At 48.5% G+C, this 16,352-nt stretch carries 18 protein-coding genes and 1 riboswitch; of the genes, 5 read left to right on the top strand and 13 right to left on the bottom strand.

Going from position 1 to position 16,352, the window contains the following annotated elements; all coding sequences use genetic code 11:
• Position 1 precedes the first annotated feature (1 nt).
• The 3 genes from EDM52_RS03975 to EDM52_RS03985 form a co-directional block, all read right to left on the bottom strand.
• Positions 2-1,189 carry a trans-sulfuration enzyme family protein gene (locus EDM52_RS03975; RefSeq protein WP_122907708.1) on the bottom strand — a complete coding sequence of 396 codons (1,188 nt, stop codon included), beginning with the start codon at positions 1,187-1,189 and terminating at the stop codon, positions 2-4.
• Positions 1,186-2,349: an aminotransferase class I/II-fold pyridoxal phosphate-dependent enzyme gene (locus EDM52_RS03980; RefSeq protein WP_122907709.1), complete on the bottom strand. Its 1,164-nt coding sequence runs from the start codon at positions 2,347-2,349 to the stop codon at positions 1,186-1,188. Before EDM52_RS03980 ends, EDM52_RS03975 begins: the two co-directional genes overlap by 4 nt.
• A 96-nt stretch (positions 2,350-2,445) precedes the next feature.
• A riboswitch (SAM riboswitch) is annotated at positions 2,446-2,564 on the bottom strand.
• A gap of 95 nt (positions 2,565-2,659) precedes the next feature.
• Positions 2,660-3,118, bottom strand: a complete 459-nt coding sequence (locus EDM52_RS03985; protein ID WP_122907710.1) for a pyridoxamine 5'-phosphate oxidase family protein — start codon at positions 3,116-3,118, stop codon at positions 2,660-2,662.
• Positions 3,119-3,237: 119 nt separating this feature from the next.
• On the opposite strand from EDM52_RS03985, the gene EDM52_RS03990 reads away from it, so the two are divergent.
• Positions 3,238-3,570, top strand: coding sequence for a DUF5665 domain-containing protein (locus EDM52_RS03990; RefSeq protein WP_122907711.1), 333 nt, complete (start codon positions 3,238-3,240; stop codon positions 3,568-3,570).
• A 2-nt stretch (positions 3,571-3,572) separates the two neighbouring features.
• On the opposite strand, the gene EDM52_RS03995 is transcribed toward EDM52_RS03990, so the two are convergent.
• From EDM52_RS03995 to EDM52_RS04010, 4 genes are all read right to left on the bottom strand, one after another.
• Entirely contained in the window at positions 3,573-5,039 is a 1,467-nt protein-coding gene (locus tag EDM52_RS03995; RefSeq protein ID WP_245996505.1) for a hypothetical protein, read from the bottom strand.
• Positions 5,040-5,253: 214 nt separating this feature from the next.
• Complete coding sequence (locus EDM52_RS04000; RefSeq protein ID WP_122907712.1) at positions 5,254-5,526, bottom strand: hypothetical protein; 273 nt, start codon at positions 5,524-5,526, stop codon at positions 5,254-5,256.
• A gap of 12 nt (positions 5,527-5,538) precedes the next feature.
• Positions 5,539-5,865, bottom strand: a complete 327-nt coding sequence (locus tag EDM52_RS04005; RefSeq protein WP_122907713.1) for a YlaH-like family protein — start codon at positions 5,863-5,865, stop codon at positions 5,539-5,541.
• 3 nt (positions 5,866-5,868) lie between these two features.
• Positions 5,869-6,177 carry a hypothetical protein gene (locus EDM52_RS04010; protein WP_122907714.1) on the bottom strand — a complete coding sequence of 103 codons (309 nt, stop codon included), beginning with the start codon at positions 6,175-6,177 and terminating at the stop codon, positions 5,869-5,871.
• A gap of 168 nt (positions 6,178-6,345) precedes the next feature.
• On the opposite strand from EDM52_RS04010, the gene EDM52_RS04015 reads away from it, so the two are divergent.
• Complete coding sequence (locus EDM52_RS04015; RefSeq protein ID WP_122907715.1) at positions 6,346-6,822, top strand: glutathione peroxidase; 477 nt, start codon at positions 6,346-6,348, stop codon at positions 6,820-6,822.
• A gap of 118 nt (positions 6,823-6,940) precedes the next feature.
• On the opposite strand, the gene typA is transcribed toward EDM52_RS04015, so the two are convergent.
• Complete coding sequence (gene typA / locus EDM52_RS04020) at positions 6,941-8,782, bottom strand: translational GTPase TypA (RefSeq protein WP_122907716.1); 1,842 nt, start codon at positions 8,780-8,782, stop codon at positions 6,941-6,943.
• Between the two features lie 133 nt (positions 8,783-8,915).
• Between typA and EDM52_RS04025 the strand changes: the two genes are divergently transcribed.
• Positions 8,916-9,533, top strand: a complete 618-nt coding sequence (locus EDM52_RS04025; RefSeq protein ID WP_122907717.1) for a YhcN/YlaJ family sporulation lipoprotein — start codon at positions 8,916-8,918, stop codon at positions 9,531-9,533.
• Positions 9,534-9,620: 87 nt separating this feature from the next.
• On the opposite strand, the gene speD is transcribed toward EDM52_RS04025, so the two are convergent.
• The 4 genes from speD to EDM52_RS04045 form a co-directional block, all read right to left on the bottom strand.
• Positions 9,621-10,025 carry an adenosylmethionine decarboxylase gene (gene speD / locus EDM52_RS04030; protein WP_122907718.1) on the bottom strand — a complete coding sequence of 135 codons (405 nt, stop codon included), beginning with the start codon at positions 10,023-10,025 and terminating at the stop codon, positions 9,621-9,623.
• 348 nt (positions 10,026-10,373) lie between these two features.
• A complete protein-coding gene (locus EDM52_RS04035; protein WP_122907719.1) occupies positions 10,374-10,970 on the bottom strand; it encodes a hypothetical protein in 597 nt (198 codons plus the stop codon).
• A gap of 344 nt (positions 10,971-11,314) precedes the next feature.
• Positions 11,315-11,821 (bottom strand): DUF4446 family protein, encoded by a 507-nt coding sequence (locus EDM52_RS04040; RefSeq protein ID WP_122907720.1) that lies wholly within the window; start codon positions 11,819-11,821, stop codon positions 11,315-11,317.
• A 237-nt stretch (positions 11,822-12,058) separates the two neighbouring features.
• On the bottom strand, positions 12,059-12,661 hold the full coding sequence (locus EDM52_RS04045; RefSeq protein ID WP_122907721.1) for a hypothetical protein: 603 nt from the start codon (positions 12,659-12,661) through the stop codon (positions 12,059-12,061).
• Positions 12,662-12,970: 309 nt separating this feature from the next.
• Here EDM52_RS04045 and EDM52_RS04050 point away from each other — a divergent pair, with 309 nt between their 5' ends.
• Complete coding sequence (locus EDM52_RS04050; RefSeq protein WP_122907722.1) at positions 12,971-13,606, top strand: YktB family protein; 636 nt, start codon at positions 12,971-12,973, stop codon at positions 13,604-13,606.
• Positions 13,607-13,730: 124 nt separating this feature from the next.
• On the opposite strand, the gene EDM52_RS04055 is transcribed toward EDM52_RS04050, so the two are convergent.
• Positions 13,731-14,696 carry an NAD(P)H-dependent flavin oxidoreductase gene (locus EDM52_RS04055; RefSeq protein ID WP_122907723.1) on the bottom strand — a complete coding sequence of 322 codons (966 nt, stop codon included), beginning with the start codon at positions 14,694-14,696 and terminating at the stop codon, positions 13,731-13,733.
• A 166-nt stretch (positions 14,697-14,862) separates the two neighbouring features.
• On the opposite strand from EDM52_RS04055, the gene EDM52_RS04060 reads away from it, so the two are divergent.
• Entirely contained in the window at positions 14,863-16,335 is a 1,473-nt protein-coding gene (locus tag EDM52_RS04060) for an aminotransferase class I/II-fold pyridoxal phosphate-dependent enzyme (protein WP_122907724.1), read from the top strand.
• The last annotated feature ends 17 nt before the right edge of the window (positions 16,336-16,352 follow it).

Here is a 16,352-nt window from a genome sequence, read left to right on the forward strand (position 1 = left end):
ATTACGCCCGGGAGAATGTCTTTTTCTCATTGATTTTATGTTCAAATGGCGGAAGTGAATCGAGTGCTTGTGCCAGATCCTGCACAAGATCCTCAGTGTCCTCCAAACCTGCAGAAAGTCGGATCAATCCGTCAGTAATTCCTCTTTTCTCCCGTTCCTCTACAGGCATGGATGCATGTGACATCGCAACAGGATACGAAAGAATCGTCTCTACCGCACCCAAGCTGACAGCGACGATCGGCAGCTTCACCTGATCAAAAATCGCTTTTGCCCGCTCCCGACTACCCACATCAAACGAAAGGACTGCGCCATGACCGCTCGCCTGTCTTTCCTGAACGTGGTGTCCCTCATGCGAATGCAAGCCAGTATAATAGACACGGCTCACAGCAGGATGCTCCGCAAGCCAATGGGCAATGTGGTCTGCTGAGCGTGTGCCGACATCCAGTCTTGCTTTCAGCGTTTTTAATCCTCTCATCACCAGCCAGCTATCCTGCGCGCCAAGAATGGCTCCCATGCCGTTTTGAATCATATACAGCTGATCTCCCAAGGCTGCGTCTTTCGTGACTGCCAGACCAGCCACCACGTCGCTATGTCCTCCGATAAATTTGGTTGCACTGTGAATCACCACATCTGCTCCCAGCTCCAGGGGTCGTTGATAATACGGCGTCAGGAAGGTATTGTCCACGATAACCAGCAGCTCGTGTTGTTTGGCCATTCTGCACACTGCCGCCAGATCTGTGACCTTCAGCGTCGGATTGGATGGCGTCTCCAGATAAATGCCTTTGGTAGCCGGAGTAATCGCTGCCGTCACTTGTTCCACGCGGGTCGCATCCACAAAGGTCACCCCGATCCCCATGCGGGACAGCACCTTGGTCAAAAATCGAAAGGTACCTCCATAGACATCCTCTGCGACAATGACGTGATCGCCCGAGGAAAAGAGCATGAACACACTGGAAATGGCAGCCATACCGGATGCAAAGGCAAAACCCCGCACTCCTCCTTCCAATACGGCAATTGCCTCTTCCAGCGCCTGTCTGGTAGGATTTCCAGAGCGTGCATAATCGTAGCGACCAGGGCATTCCAGATCTGCTTGATGAAAGGTCGAGGCTTGATAGATCGGTACCGAAGAAGCACCTGTGACCGGATCAAAACAAGATGTACCATGCAGCACTTTCGTTGCAAAGTTCATCGAACAGTCCCCCCTGCTACCAGGCTAGCGTCGAGTGCCTGTGTCAAATCCTCGATCAAGTCGTCAGGATGTTCAATGCCAACCGACAAACGCAACAACCGGTCACATACACCCACATATGCGCGAATTTCTTGCGGGATGTCTGCATGGGTCTGCGTTGCCGGATACGTACACAAGGACTCGACGCCACCCAGACTTTCGGCAAAAGAGATGACCTGCAGATTCTGTAAAATCACGGGCACCTGTTCAGCTGAACGGACACGAAAGGATACCATGCCGCTAAAGCCACTTGCCTGTTCCAACTGCGTCAGGTACCCAGTATGGTCCTGCAGCCCCGGGTAAAAGACCTCGGCAACGGCCGCATGATCTTTCAATCGCTGTGCTACTGCCCATGCATTAGCCTGATGACGTTCCATGCGCAGTGCCAGTGTCTTGAGGCCTCTGATCAACAGCCAGCTGTCTTGCGGTCCCAAAACAGCTCCGATGGTGTTATGCAAAAACTTCAGCTTCTCCGACAATTCAGCTCCTTTTGACACGATCAAGCCAGCCAGCACGTCATTATGTCCACCCAGATACTTGGTCCCGCTGTGCAGGACAATATCAGCGCCAAGCTCCAACGGCCGCTGACAATAAGGAGTCATGAAGGTATTGTCCACGATGGTCAACAGGCCATGCTCTTTGGCGATCTGTGCGATCAGACGAATGTCCGTGATCTGCATGAGCGGATTGGTCGGCGTCTCAACAAAAATGGCTCTTGTCTGCGAACGGATGGCAGTTCTCACTGCTGACGCATCACGCAGGTCCACATACGTAAATGCGAGTCCATAACGGGTCAATACCTGCTCAAACAAGCGATATGTACCGCCATACAAATCCAGTGAAACGAGAACGTGATCTCCTTGTGAAAACAAACCCATAACAGTGTGGATCGCAGCCATGCCTGAGGCACAGGCAAACCCACTGTCACCTGATTCAGCTGTCGCAATTGCCTCTTCCAGTATTGCCCTGGTCGGATTCGCCGTCCGCGTATAATCAAAGCCTGTGCTCTGCCCCATCCCCGGATGACGGTATGCGGTTGCGAAATAGACGGGAAAATTGATTGCCCCTGTGTTTTCGTCTCTTCCTACTCCTGTCTGAACCAGTTTTGTTTCCAAATGCATGATGATCTCGCTCCCCTCAAATTCAACTGCGAGGGCATGAAAAAAGCCCTCTTTCCTCTGAAAGAAGGCTTTGATTACGTCACCGTAAACAAATCCTTCTCATCTGTCAGAGTTGAATCACTCTGCAGGAATTAGCACCATTATCTCCCTGTCAAATACAGGTGATTGGTTGCCGGGCATCATCGGGCCAGTCCCTCCGCCGCTCTGGATAAGAAGAATACACTATTCATTTATGCTGTAATTGAACCTAATACTACCGGAATGGTTGCAATTTTGTCAAATCATTTTTTTCAAGAAAGTGGAATTGAATCTATGGACCTTTTCGAAGTGCTGCCATTACTTGACCATCCAGCTTCATCGCCGCATTTTTATCATACGTTTTCTCGTATTGTGGTTCTACAGAGATTCGGGAACCATAAAACATGATATCCCGGACCGAGTAAATCTCCATCTCAATCATCGCCAGCTTCAAAGGCACCTCTGCCATTCTGTCAGTCTTGATGGCTGCGCGTCCGTTGACAGCATATGAGGAGTCAGCTACGATCAGATGAAGCACGACCTCAGGCTGTTTGGCGATGTTTGCAAGGATCCGGGAACGGTTATTTACGGCGAAACGAATCAATTGCACAGATTCAGCAAACGTCCATGACAAAGAATGGAGCGCAGGTGCCCCTGTCTCATGGTCGATCGTCGCAAGTGTAACAAAGCGCTCTTGCTGCAGGAACGAAAACAATTCTTCGGACAATGTTTGGGAAACCGTTTCAGCCATGCCACTGCCCTCCCAGGAAAGATATGTAAATCCATTGTACTCTTCATTCGCCTGGATAGGCAACCGAAACTGCATGTTGGATCAAACCCGATCCAGAACAATCAGAAGGAGGCTAAAGCATGTCCCCAACAGAACGATTGCTTGCCCAAATCGATCATCTCTCCAAGGAAATCGCGGAAGTACGTAAACTGAATGAGCGAATGGACAAGATCGCCATGTTTCTTGAGGATATACGTTTAGCGGATGTCATTCAAAATTATACAGCCCCGCGCAAGCTGCTTTGGACGAATTTCCTCGCAGGTCTTGCCCGGGGGCTGGGTCTTACGATCGGGACTGCCATCGTATTGGCTTTATTCGGTTCACTTTTATCCCAATTTCTCTCGATTCCGATCATTGGCGATTACATCCGCCAGATCATAGACTATGTGGAGTCATATCGACAAATCAAATAAGATTAATCCTCATCTTCGTCATCATCGTCGTCATCGTCATCGTCTTCATCGTCGCGATCCTTGTCTTTCCCCTTCTTGTCCTGGTTTTTCCAATATCCGTAGGCATTGCCATTTGGATGCTTCTTATCTTTGGTCGTAACTGTTTTGTACGAGATTTCTTTTTCAATCACGAGCTTGCCATCTACATACAGCTCCAGCTTGACGTCGTCACCATTCCAAGACTTGTTTTTGCCAGAAAGAGAGAACGTGTGGTTGAACTCACCATGCGCATTTGGTTGTACAACCTTTTTCTGCCCATTCGGAGCGACAATCGCAAGACTTACATTTTTGTTCTTGTTTTTATCCCAGCCAGCAACCGTACCGCTGACCTTGATTTTTTTCTGCTTTGCATCGATTTCGGCAACTCCTGTAAGGGTATATTCCTTAGCCGTATTCTCCGTCTTATTAATCACCTGGACACCAATCGAAGAAGAAGAGAGCTTCTTATCTCCCTTGTAGATTTCTACCAATGCTTTTTCTTTCCCCTCTGTTACATCCTTGAGGGTAACGCTGAAGCTGCCTACATCATCCCACAGCTTTTGGACCTTCGCTGATTTTTTGACGCCATTGTAGGTAACGTATATCTTGTCTGCAGGCAACTTGACGATTCCGCGCAATTTCAGCTCGGATTTTTTGGCATCCAGCACCGAATAAGTATGCATCAAGAGCTGTGCGTCATCTTCTGTCTGTGGTACCAGCTTGACTTTTTCACTGTCCACCAATTTCGTTCCCGCATAGGCTTTCACAGTCGCATACTCATCCTTGGAGCTGCCATTCCACAAGAAACTGACGGCAAAGGTAAGCTCACTGGTCGGCACCACGGTGATGGAATCGCCATTCGGCTTGGTGACGACGATTTTGGTTACATCAGGTGTGACGATCCCTTTTATATATGCCTTGTCACCCTCGGTCTCTGCTTGGACACTGACGATTTCCTGATCATCCAGGAAGCGTACTTCCAGCCAAATATTCTTGTAGTGCTCCTGATAGATTCGTTCCCATTCCTCCGTATGGTCCTGCATGAATGTCTGCAAATGGGTATCCAGGTCGATTTCGTCTACAACCATATACAGATGCTCCGCTTGTTGCTTCAGCAGAATCTGCAAGGTGTCCGGATCGTTTAAGGCCAGGTCTTTCAAATTATAGCGCGTCGTTTTTTTCCCCTCGTCGTTCATGACGACCTTTGTCGATGTAGGCTTCAAACCGGAAGTAGCACTGGCTGTCATCTGGGCAGCTGGGCTTGCTGCTTTTTGCGTGCTCGCTATAAGCTCTTTGTTCGCGATCGGTGTCGTTGTGACTTCTCCCACTGTTACCTTGGCAGGGGTAGAGTGTGTTTCTACGCTTGCACTTGCCAATAGTGGTGTTACTCCACCAATCAAGACGGCCGTCGTTACAACCGCTACTACGGGCCTGGTCATATATTTTTTCATCGATGTTGCCTCCCTCAAGTCTACTAATATTTACCTACATCACCCTGCGGCAAACTTACTGACGAGGCGTATTCAAGAAAGGTTGCAACTCTTGAAAATCTATTTCTTTATACACAGGCCCAAAGTCCTCAGAAGTCAGCCTCCATGCATAAAAAGCTCCTCCAAGTCGCCCTTTGGATCTAGGGACTTGAAGGAGCTTTCTCATTTTGGCCTTTTATGTATTATACCGGGGTTCATTATTAATCGCGATCAACAAGGCTTGTACAGACTCTGCGGGGTATCTGCTTTCCCATTCTTCACTATCGGACCGCCCTGTCAAGACGTACCAATCACCATCCTGCCGATAAGACAGCTCATTCATTTCATGATCCTCACGCAACATCTCCCGAAAGAAAGAAGCTGTATTCAAAGCGGATTGATCATCTGGTCTGGCATCGGCTACGACTTGAATTTGAAGCCAGTTAAACAAGGCGTCATCACGCTTCATGCCGTATCCTCCTTAACTCCGTTTATTGGCATCAGGTTTAATCCGTACTTTCACAATCACTAAAATGGCGATCGCAACCATCATAGAGCTCTTCACCGGAAGCTGTACGTCTAAGATAGCAAAAATAAGTGAGCCAATAAACAAGAAAACAAGCAGCAATACCGTCTTCAATATCGGCATGCGCCAAGTGGTAGCAAATCCCAGATAGTACACGAGAATCAACTCCACGAAGATGATCCATGCCCGGTTGCTATCTGCCCAGATCCGAAAGCTATCATAGGCTGAGAGCTGGTCCGGATTTGCAGGAACGTATTGAGATGCAAGTATGAGCCAATCCATGTCTTATCCCTCCTGTTTCACCTGGGACAAGCCACTCTCGTGCAAGCCATGCAGGCAAACCTTTTCTTCTAGTACTTCATTTTCCTCGTCCACTGAAGCTTCCAGAATGACTGGCAGTTGTTCAAACATTGGAGATACGAAAAATTTCGTCAACGTCTCGCTGCAAACCGCATCCATGTCATTACGTATTTTCGTGTGAAGCCCCCGCGGGTTCCTGGTGAACGCCTGCAAGGACTCGGCTTCCATGTTCAACGCGTCCAGAGCAGTATGGTACTCATCCTGTTCGACGCGAATCTGGCATTCGACTTTCAATCCGGATCCACTCCTACATGATCAAGATCTATCCTTTTCACTTTATCAGGTGCACGTTGCCCTGTCAAAACTCCTGCTGCCCTGCACATCCCCGCGCTTCCCGAGCTGGCAAGCTTTGGAACGCACATGATATGATGGTTCTATCTGATAGAAAAAGGTGGGAATACCATGAGTATTTACGAGATTTCCGTCAAGACGATTACAGGAGATACGACTACGCTGGAGGAGTATAAAGGAAAAGCTCTGCTCATCGTAAACACAGCGAGCAAATGCGGTCTTACCCCCCAATACAAAGGCCTGCAGGAATTGTATGATCGCTATCGCGAGCAAGGCTTCGAAGTCCTCGGTTTTCCCTGCAACCAGTTTGCTGGACAGGAGCCCGGCAGTGAAGAAGAAATCGCTCAATTTTGCGATGTCAACTACGGTGTCACTTTTCCGCTCTTTGCCAAAATTGACGTCAACGGAGCAGATACACACCCGCTTTATCAGCATCTGAAAGCACATGCGCCCAATGGCGAAGGCCAGGACATCGAGTGGAATTTCGCCAAATTCCTTATCGATCAGGATGGCAGCGTCGTAAAACGAATTGGCGCTCGGGTACAGCCAGAAGAACTGACTTCAGACATCGAAAACCTGCTCAAGTAATGCCAACCAGCTCCTGCATGCGCAACGTGCGGGAGCTCCAAGCAGCATCCTCTTGAAAGCAAGAAAAAGCCGCCTCCTCCTGTACACAGGATAAAGCGGCTTTTGATCTATTTCATCCTTACGCTTGCGGCTGAGCTTCCCAACGTCTTTGCTTTTCGTAGCGCTCACGATCGGATTTGTTCAAATACTTTTTGCGGAGACGAACGGATTGTGGAGTTACTTCGCACAGCTCGTCGTCATTCAAGTACTCCAACGCTTCTTCCAGTGTCAAGATGCGTGGTGTTTTCATTTTCACCGTCTCATCCTTGGTAGCGGAACGAACGTTTGTCGCATGCTTTTCTTTACATACGTTTACCGTCAGATCGTTGTCACGGTTGTGCTCACCCACGATCATGCCTTCGTACACTTCAGTACCTGGATGAATGAACATAATCCCGCGATCTTCTACCGACATCAAGCCGTAGGTTGTCGCAGTTCCTGTTTCATGTGAGATCAATACACCTGCATGACGGCCACCGACAGCACCTTGTACCAATGGACGGTAGCTGTCAAAGGAGTGGTTCATGATCCCGTAGCCGCGAGTGATCGTCAGGAATTCCGTACTATAACCGATCAGTCCACGGGATGGGATAATGAATTCGAGGCGCACTTGACCGAATCCATTGTTAACCATGTTGACCATCTCCGCCTTGCGATAGCCCAAGGTCTCCATGACAGAGCCGGTATACTCCTCTGGTACGTCGATTACGAGCATTTCTGCAGGCTCCATCTTTTGCCCATCAATCAAGCGAATGATTACCTCCGGCTTGGAAACGGCCAGCTCAAAGCCTTCGCGCCGCATATTCTCCACCAGAATAGACAGGTGCAATTCGCCGCGTCCAGATACGACGAATGCATCTGGCGAATCTGTTTCGTCCACACGAAGAGATACATCTGTCTCAAGCTCAGCCATCAGACGGTCGCGAAGCTTACGAGAAGTCACGTGTTTGCCTTCGCGTCCTGCGAATGGACTATTGTTGACCAAAAACGTCATTTGCAGGGTCGGCTCATCAATTTTCAGCAGCGGCAGTGGATCTGGATGGTCAATGTGGCAAATCGTTTCTCCCACGTTAATGTCATCAATACCCGCAATGGCGACGATATCGCCGGCTTTTGCCGTTTTTTGCTCGACACGCTGCAAACCAGAGAAACCAAACAGCTTTTGAATCCGTACTTTTTTCACAGAGCCATCACGTGTCGTTACCGATACCATCTCGTTCACGCTCATGGTACCACGGTAAATACGGCCAATCCCGATACGGCCCAAAAAGTCATTGTAATCAAGCATCGTCACTTGCATTTGCAGTGGCGCATTCTCATCAGCCTCTGGAGCTGGCATATGCTCAACGATCGTATCAAACAACGGACGCAGGTCTTCCTCCAGCTTATCCGGCTCCAAACCAGCAATACCTTGCAGGCCTGATGCATAGACGATCGGGAACTCCAATTGATCCTCTGTTGCATCCAAATCAATGAACAAGTCGTAAACTTCATTAATGACTTCTTGCGGACGAGCATTCTCCCGGTCCACCTTGTTTACGACAACGATTGGAGTCACTTTTGCTTCCAATGCCTTTTTCAATACAAAACGCGTTTGCGGCATACAGCCTTCAAAGGCATCAACGATCAACAGAACGCCATCCACCATGCTCATGATCCGCTCTACTTCACCACCGAAGTCAGCATGCCCTGGCGTATCCAGAATGTTAATAGTGAACTCGTTATACTTGACGGAAGTGGTTTTCGCCAAAATGGTAATCCCACGTTCGCGTTCAAGATCATTCGAATCCATCATTCTCTCTTCTACTTGCTGGTTGCTGCGGAATGTGCCCGATTGGATCAAAAGCTTGTCGACCAGTGTAGTTTTCCCGTGGTCAACGTGGGCAATAATGGCAATGTTGCGTATGTCAAGACGCTTCATGTGTACCTCCTCTATTTTGCATACCTTCCATATTAGCAGTTCATGATTCTAGGCACAATGGGTAGTTTTAACGCCCCAAACTTCTGAGTAAATCCTCACATCCTTGCCATACTAAGGATGGAGGTGGCCCCCAATGACGAAACTCTGGTCCATGACCCTGACCATTTTTCTGTTGTCATCATCCTTGGTAGGTTGCGGAAACGCCGGAAATACCGGAAACACCGGACAGGGAACTGATAACAGTCTACAGTCCCAAAATTACCTTCGCCATGTACCCAGCCGTTATAACAGTATTGTTCACGACTTTAGGGCTTATCAAAAAGACACCAACGAAAACAACTATCGCAAAGGCTTTACATCCAATGGCTTCAACCAAAACCAGGCAGAATTGCTCTCGAGAGCGGCGAACGACATTCCTGGCGTGATCCGTACCAGCGTGGTCGTAAACGGTCCTGAGGCAATAGTCGGGATTATGACGCGAGATCATCATGTAGGACAACAGGTAAAGGTCATCGAGCAGCAGGTTCATTCCATTTGTCGTGCGACTACACCCAGTCTCAAAATCCACGTTACCTCGAACCCCGACCATTTTGCCAAACTGCGTGCCATGAATGCTGCCATTTATCATGAGTCCATCAATCGTGTGAACAACACTCCTGTGGCTCCCAATGTCAGTCAAGGCTCTGTGGCCACCGACTTTTCTGTGATGTTAAACGACCTCGGGGCAGGTCTTCGAACCAATCACCGCTAATCAATCCAGGAAGTACGTTTTACGCACATTTTTCACGGAAAAGAGGTGCGGACAAAGTTCCGCACCTCTTGAATACTTACTCATGAGTTACTTGCTTGCCATTTCAACGACTTTAATCTCAGGCTCAACTACTTGCAATTCACCAGTTCCACGAACCAGTTTCTTCGCGTAGGTTTTTTCCGGCTTCAGCACGGATACGAGATATTCAATGGCAACCTGTGGATCCACTGTGTCACCACAAGTGTAGCAATCCAAAGCAGCAAAGCCGCGCTCTGGATAGGTATGAATGGACAGGTGGCTTTCCGAGAGAAGAACCAGAACGGTAGCACCTTGAGGAGAAAACTGCTTCGCTTGTACACTCAGTACAGTAGCACCACACGCCTCAGCAGCCTCAATCATTTCCTTTTTCAAAAATTCTGCGTCGTTCAACAAGTCAAACTGAACTCCCCATGTGTCAACAGCAACGTGTCTTCCGAAAGTCGAGTATTCCATCTTTCGGTTCCCCCTTCCTAGCAAGTGTAATGTTAAACATCGCTAGGACCTGCGTCATTCACTAACGGGGGCGGTTTCTTCTTGTTATCCACCCTTTAAAGTGAATCCTGGTTCCTAATCCTGTTTCCAACGAAAACAAACATACCATGCTTATGCCTACTTTGACAATACCCTTTTTTGCGGTGAAAACTGGAAATCAGACAAACGTTAAAAATGTGCCTAGAGCTTGAACGGATCAAGTGTGGCAAAAGGCCGTTCTGACTGCATCACGCTAGGCGATTACGCGATTTGCCAAGCAAATGAGCACAAAAAAATGGGCGCTACAAGGAGCAGTCCCATTTTTTATCCTTACACTTCTAATTCAAATAATCGTTGAGACAATGCGGTTAGTCGTTCATCAATCGCACTTAGCTTTTTCGGGGCAGTTCTCTTTGCCCAATTTCGCAGATCCAGCCATCGGTCGGTCTCCTGACGAATCGACTCAATCTCCTCTTCGCCGCCTGTCTGCTGGAACAGCTGATCCAGCTCGCGCGAAACGTAAGAGGCAGTATTTTCAAAGATGGACAATTCTTCGTCACCGGTCACTTCATGGATACTGACTACCGATCCTTGATCGTAGTGGTATACCATCGTGAAGCCGTCGTAAATCCGGTGTACGATTCCTTGGCCTCGAAACGTTTTCATGGCTTTGCGCATCGCTTCAGCAAGCTGTCGATCCCGGATGAGATACGAGCTGTCGCATGAATATCGATTGCCTGCACGCAGGAAATTCAGCTGAATTTCTCCGCTCTTGTCATTCAGAATAACGTCGCGATCACCGTTGTCGCATACTTTGACATCGACTGAAATGTGTTCATTGGTGAAGAGAGAGACAAATTGTGCCAGCTCTTCTTCATTCATCGTAAAATAGGCCTTGGCGTAATTGGTTGCTAAACGCTGTGCCATACTATCTCCTCAATTCTTTTGGTTTGCATGGGCCAAATGTGACCGTTACAGCTTCCAAGTCATGAGGAGACACGCTAAGTGTCAACGAAGGAACGTTGTAGAACCTGGCCTTGCCCCGGGAATCGAGAATCGATTTGGGTATTGAAGGCGGATCACCTACTTTTTGTATTTACGAAACAGCCATCCTTGACAAATTAATTATACATCAAGGCTTATAAAAAGTCTTGAGCATTTAATGGATGAATTTTCGCAAAAAAGCCGATTATCCGGATTTAACCCTTGGGAGGGATGATCATCTCCCTCATTCTCTGCTATTCTAATCGTTTCAACGGAATTGCTCAGGTTCAAGCGCCGATTTGCGGATTCATCGCTTTACGGATGGCAGCCAGCTCCTCTTCGGATAAGGCGTATTCAGAATCTCCCGCTTGTACGGGCTTTGCATACACACGCGATTCTTCACGTCCAAAAATGCTCGTAATGACGACGCCATTTTGTGCGTCATCGACCAACGCCACCGAAAAGCTCAGGTCGCTGCCGCGTTCGCCAAACGCATTGTAGCGAATGACAGCAACATTGCTACATTGGCCAGCCATTCGTTGTGCAAGACGGTTGATTGTAAATTGCTGGTCACTTTGCAATTTTTTCACTTCACCCACCTGATCGAGCAGTCGATGCATACCTTCCTCCAAGTTCGTTCCACTTGTTCCCGTAAGAAGCCGATTCATGGATTTACGCAGTCGGCTAATACGGACAGACTGCATAATCATGATAAAAATGAGAATGACGAGAAGCACCAAGACGGCCAAGAGCAAGATCGGCATACTGGGGACTTGTGATAGGAGGTTTTCCATGAAACGTTTTCTTCCTTTCTATTGCTGGGGTTCCAAAAGACTTCTCCATTGTACCTCCACCGAGCCGACGGTTCAAATATTCATGCTGTATTTTGTGTAAGTTTGGAGGGAGACATACGGGTAAATGGTTCCGTTTCCTCTCACCAAAAAAAGCGACACTCATCACGAGATGTCGCTTTTTTTATTCCTTATACGTTTGTGTCGAGCTCATCGTCCTTTTGACATCCTCCAGTCGTGCTATACTTCGAGCAACAGCATCTCTCGGCGAAGTTGCTTCAATCTTTCTGTAGAGCGCTTCACTTGCGTTTTGTCTTCTTGTGTCAGAGCATCGAACAACGTGGCCAATTCATAGTCCAGCTCCAAACGCAACACGGGGATCCGTTCTTCTGAATCACGTCTCTTCAACGCGGCTATCACCTGGTCCATCGTAACGTTGCAAGATTTTTCGTAGATCACTTTTTTCTCAGCTCCTTTAATTTCCACTATTCTGACGGCTTCACCGTACCGAATGTACTTCATCAATACACTCTCGTCGTCCACACTTACCTTGACGACCGCATGCCCTTTCGCTTGCTCCACGAATCGGTACAGAATCACGGCTACCCGAGAATCCTGCACCGGGACACCAGCCAAATGGAGTCTGTATGAGCCATTTAGCTTTTGCATGATCCATTCGGTTTGACCATCAGTGGTTTTCACGAGGAGGTGAAACTTCTCGGGAGATTCTTTCCACGTGACATTCACCCCAACTTCCACCAGGGCCTGCAACATCGCGTGCAGTGTTTTTCGATTAAACCAAACAGCCAGATTCAAATACTCCAGATCATGATCCAGATGCATTCAGGCCCCTCCCAATTGCAGAATACTCTGATAAAAAAGGCGCCTGTTAAGGGAGCGAGTGGTATATCATATTATTCAGACTTCGGTTTTGCTATTCATTTCCTGGCGTGTATTTTTTTCCTGCTTGGTATGATATCATATGGAGGATTCCAAGCTCCCTTGACAGGGACGTGCGCCCTTTTCTTTTCAGTATCCGTCGATACTGGTTGAAAAGCTCCCCATCTCTTGTGCTGCCACTAATGCTTAAGCAGGCAATGCCGGAGGATTTCTTACGGCGTACGATGATTGTCCGAAATGAGGTGTCTGAACATGTCAACATTCAAAGGTTTTACGCAAGAAGATTTTGACGTTTTTGCCATTGACGGCCTAGACCCACGCATGGAGGCCATCAAGACCGTTGTCCGCCCCAAACTGGAGGCACTCGGTCATCACTTTTCTCCTTCCTTATCCATTGCTACTGGCAATGAAATGTTTTTTCACGTGGCCAAGCATGCACGTCGAACGGTTAACCCCCCAAGCGATACATGGGTAGCCTGGGCGGCTGACAAACGTGGATACAAAAAACATCCGCATTTTCAGGTCGGATTGTGGGGAACCCATCTGTTCGTCTGGTATGCTGTCATATACGAATCTCCAGTTAAGGATCAGATCAGCAAGGCAATGCGTGCCAACTTGGATGAAATTCTCTCCCTTGTTCCTGCGAATTTTCACTGGTCTCCTGATCACACCCTTCCCGACAGCACGCCCCAGTCTGAATTGGGCAAAGAAGGTGTGCTAAAGCTGGTGGACAGGCTGGCTCAAGTTAAAAAAGCTGAGATTCTCTGCGGTATTCAGATTGATCGTCATGACCCGATACTCGCGGACAAAGATGCGTTGCTAACTCGTCTGGACGAGACGTTTGCCATTTTAAGCAAATTGTATCGCATGGGCCAAAGCCATTCTTAATCCGCCTTCTCCCATGTTGATAAGATATATGCAAAAGAACAGGTCCGCTTTCTTTCGAAAAGCGTTTGCCTGTTCTTTTGTTTTTGGCATAACACCGTCACGAGGGGAACACTAATGAACGAAGCTACTTGTTCGAGTATCCCTGAAGTCGGTCCAATGTAGCCTCTACACCCTGAAACATACGCGTGAAAAGCTCCTGTACGGACGGTACGTCATCAATCAGACCGATGACTTGACCAGCCCATCCGAAGCCTTGCTCCGCGTTTCCTTCATAAATGAAGATGCAATTATTTTCGCCGCTGATATACGATTTTAACTGCTCATAGCCTGCTCCCTCTTGCTCCATTTGCAAGATGCGATCCGAGCCTTTCGTACGAACCACGCGTGCAGGAGCCCCCATGGTTCGCTTGATGACAGCGGTATCCTGCTCGGTTGCTTGCAGAATGGCTTCTTTATAGGCAGCATGCGCATGAACGCACTCCTGGGTAGCAATAAAACGGGTCCCCATTTCCACACCTTCTGCCCCGAGTGCCAATGCGGCAAGAATGCCGCGACCATCACCGATCCCTCCGCTTGCAAGGACAGGGATCTTTACAGAATCCACGACTCTAGGCACGAGCACGAAGGTGCCAATATCATCCCGTCCGAGATGGCCGCCACCCTCCTGACCAACTGCCATGACGGCATCTGCCCCAATCGCTTCCGCTTTCTGTGCCTGTCGGACGGAGGCGACCAGTACCAGCTTCTTGACATCGTGACCATCCAGCCTGCGAATCAAGGGCTCCGGATTTCCGCCTGTAACGGAGATGACAGATACACCTTCTTCCAAGGCGACATCTACCATACCCTCATAGGTGCGATTGTATTGTCCGATGGCAAAGTTTACACCAAATGGCTTATCAGTCAATAAACGTACTTTTCGAATTTCTTCTCGCAGCGCTTCTTCGGACGGTAGGGACATTGCTGTAATTTGACCTAGACCGCCAGCGTTGGAGACGGCAGCAGCTAGATCTGCGTAAGCCAGGTAGGCCAAGCCTCCCTGGACCACTGGATACTGGATTTGAAGCAGTTCACTTACCCTTGTTTTCATGCCTATCACCTCGTTACTGCTAAAAAATTCGCGGCACCTATTCCGAACTCCTTCTATGCCTATAATGATGAATAAAAATTCGCTTGCTTTCCCCCCCTATTTTGCTATACTCAATTTGTTTGTTTTTTCCCCTTTTATTCTTTATTCGTAAAGCGAGGCGATCGTAGTGAGACAAATGAAAACACCTTTGTTCAGCGGGTTGTTGGAGCACGCCAACCGGAACCCGATTCAATTCCACATTCCGGGCCATAAAAAAGGCATGGGCATGAATCCTACATTTCGCGAATTCATCGGCGAGAATGCTCTCTCGATTGACCTGATCAATATCGCGCCACTCGATGACCTGCATCATCCGAAGGCCATGATCAAAGAAGCTCAGGAATTAGCCGCCGAGGCGTTCGGCGCTGACCATACATTTTTTTCCGTTCAGGGGACAAGCGGTGCCATCATGGCCATGATCATGGCTACCTGCAACCCTGGCGACAAAATCATCGTCCCACGAAACGTGCATAAATCTATCATGTCGGCGATTATTTTTGCAGGCGCCTATCCGATTTTTATCCATCCCGTCATGGACGAAAAACTCGGGATTTCTCATGGAATCACCGTCAAATCCGTGCAAAGGGCTCTGGAAACCCATCCCGATGCAGCAGCCCTTTTGGTTATTAATCCGACTTACTTCGGGATTGCAGGCAACCTGCGAGAAATCGTTCGGACTGCGCATAATTATGAAATTCCTGTATTGGTCGATGAAGCTCATGGTGTGCATATTCAATTCCATGAGGATCTTCCTATCTCTGCCATGCAAGCAGGTGCCGATATGGCCGCGACCAGTATGCACAAGCTCGGCGGCTCTCTGACCCAAACCTCCATCCTGAATGTGCGGGAAGGCTTGGTTGACGTGGACCGGGTCAAAACTGTGATGAGCATGCTTACGACCACTTCTACATCCTATATTCTCTTGGCATCTCTGGATATGGCTCGCCAGCACCTGAGCCTGAACGGTCACCTATTGAATGAACGCGCGATGCAATTGGCTGAAAAGGCCAGAAACATGATCAACGAAATTCCTTGTATCCACTGCGTTGGCCGTGAAATTCTTGGTAAGCCAGCCACTTTTGCAATGGACACCACGAAGCTGTTGATCCATGTTCGCGATCTGGGCATAACCGGATGGGAAGTCGAAAACTGGCTGCGCGACAAGTACAGCATCGAAGTGGAAATGAGCGATTTGTATAACATCCTTTGTTTTGTCACAGCTGGAGATACCGAGGATACGATCCAAATTCTCGTGAATGCCTTGCGTGAATTGGCTGTTGAATTTGCTCATGTCCAGGCAGAAGACAAGCCGACCATTTCGCTGCCTGAAATTCCAGTACTTTCGTCAACACCACGAGATGCCTTCTACGCGCCAACGGAGACAATCCCCCTGACAGAAGCAGCTGGCCGGGTTATCACCGAATTTATTATGGTATACCCACCTGGGATTCCGATCTTTTTGCCGGGTGAAGTAATCACGCAGGAAAACATTGCGTACATCCAGGAAAATATCCGCGTCGGTCTGCCGGTGCAAGGACCAGAAGACGAGTCCTTGAAGACCATCAAGGTCGTGAAGCGACAAACGGCTATTTCGGGTTGAGCTACGAAGAATGAAGA

The sequence above is a fragment of the Brevibacillus invocatus genome (assembly GCF_003710915.1).
GTDB classification, from domain to species: domain Bacteria; phylum Bacillota; class Bacilli; order Brevibacillales; family Brevibacillaceae; genus Brevibacillus; species Brevibacillus invocatus.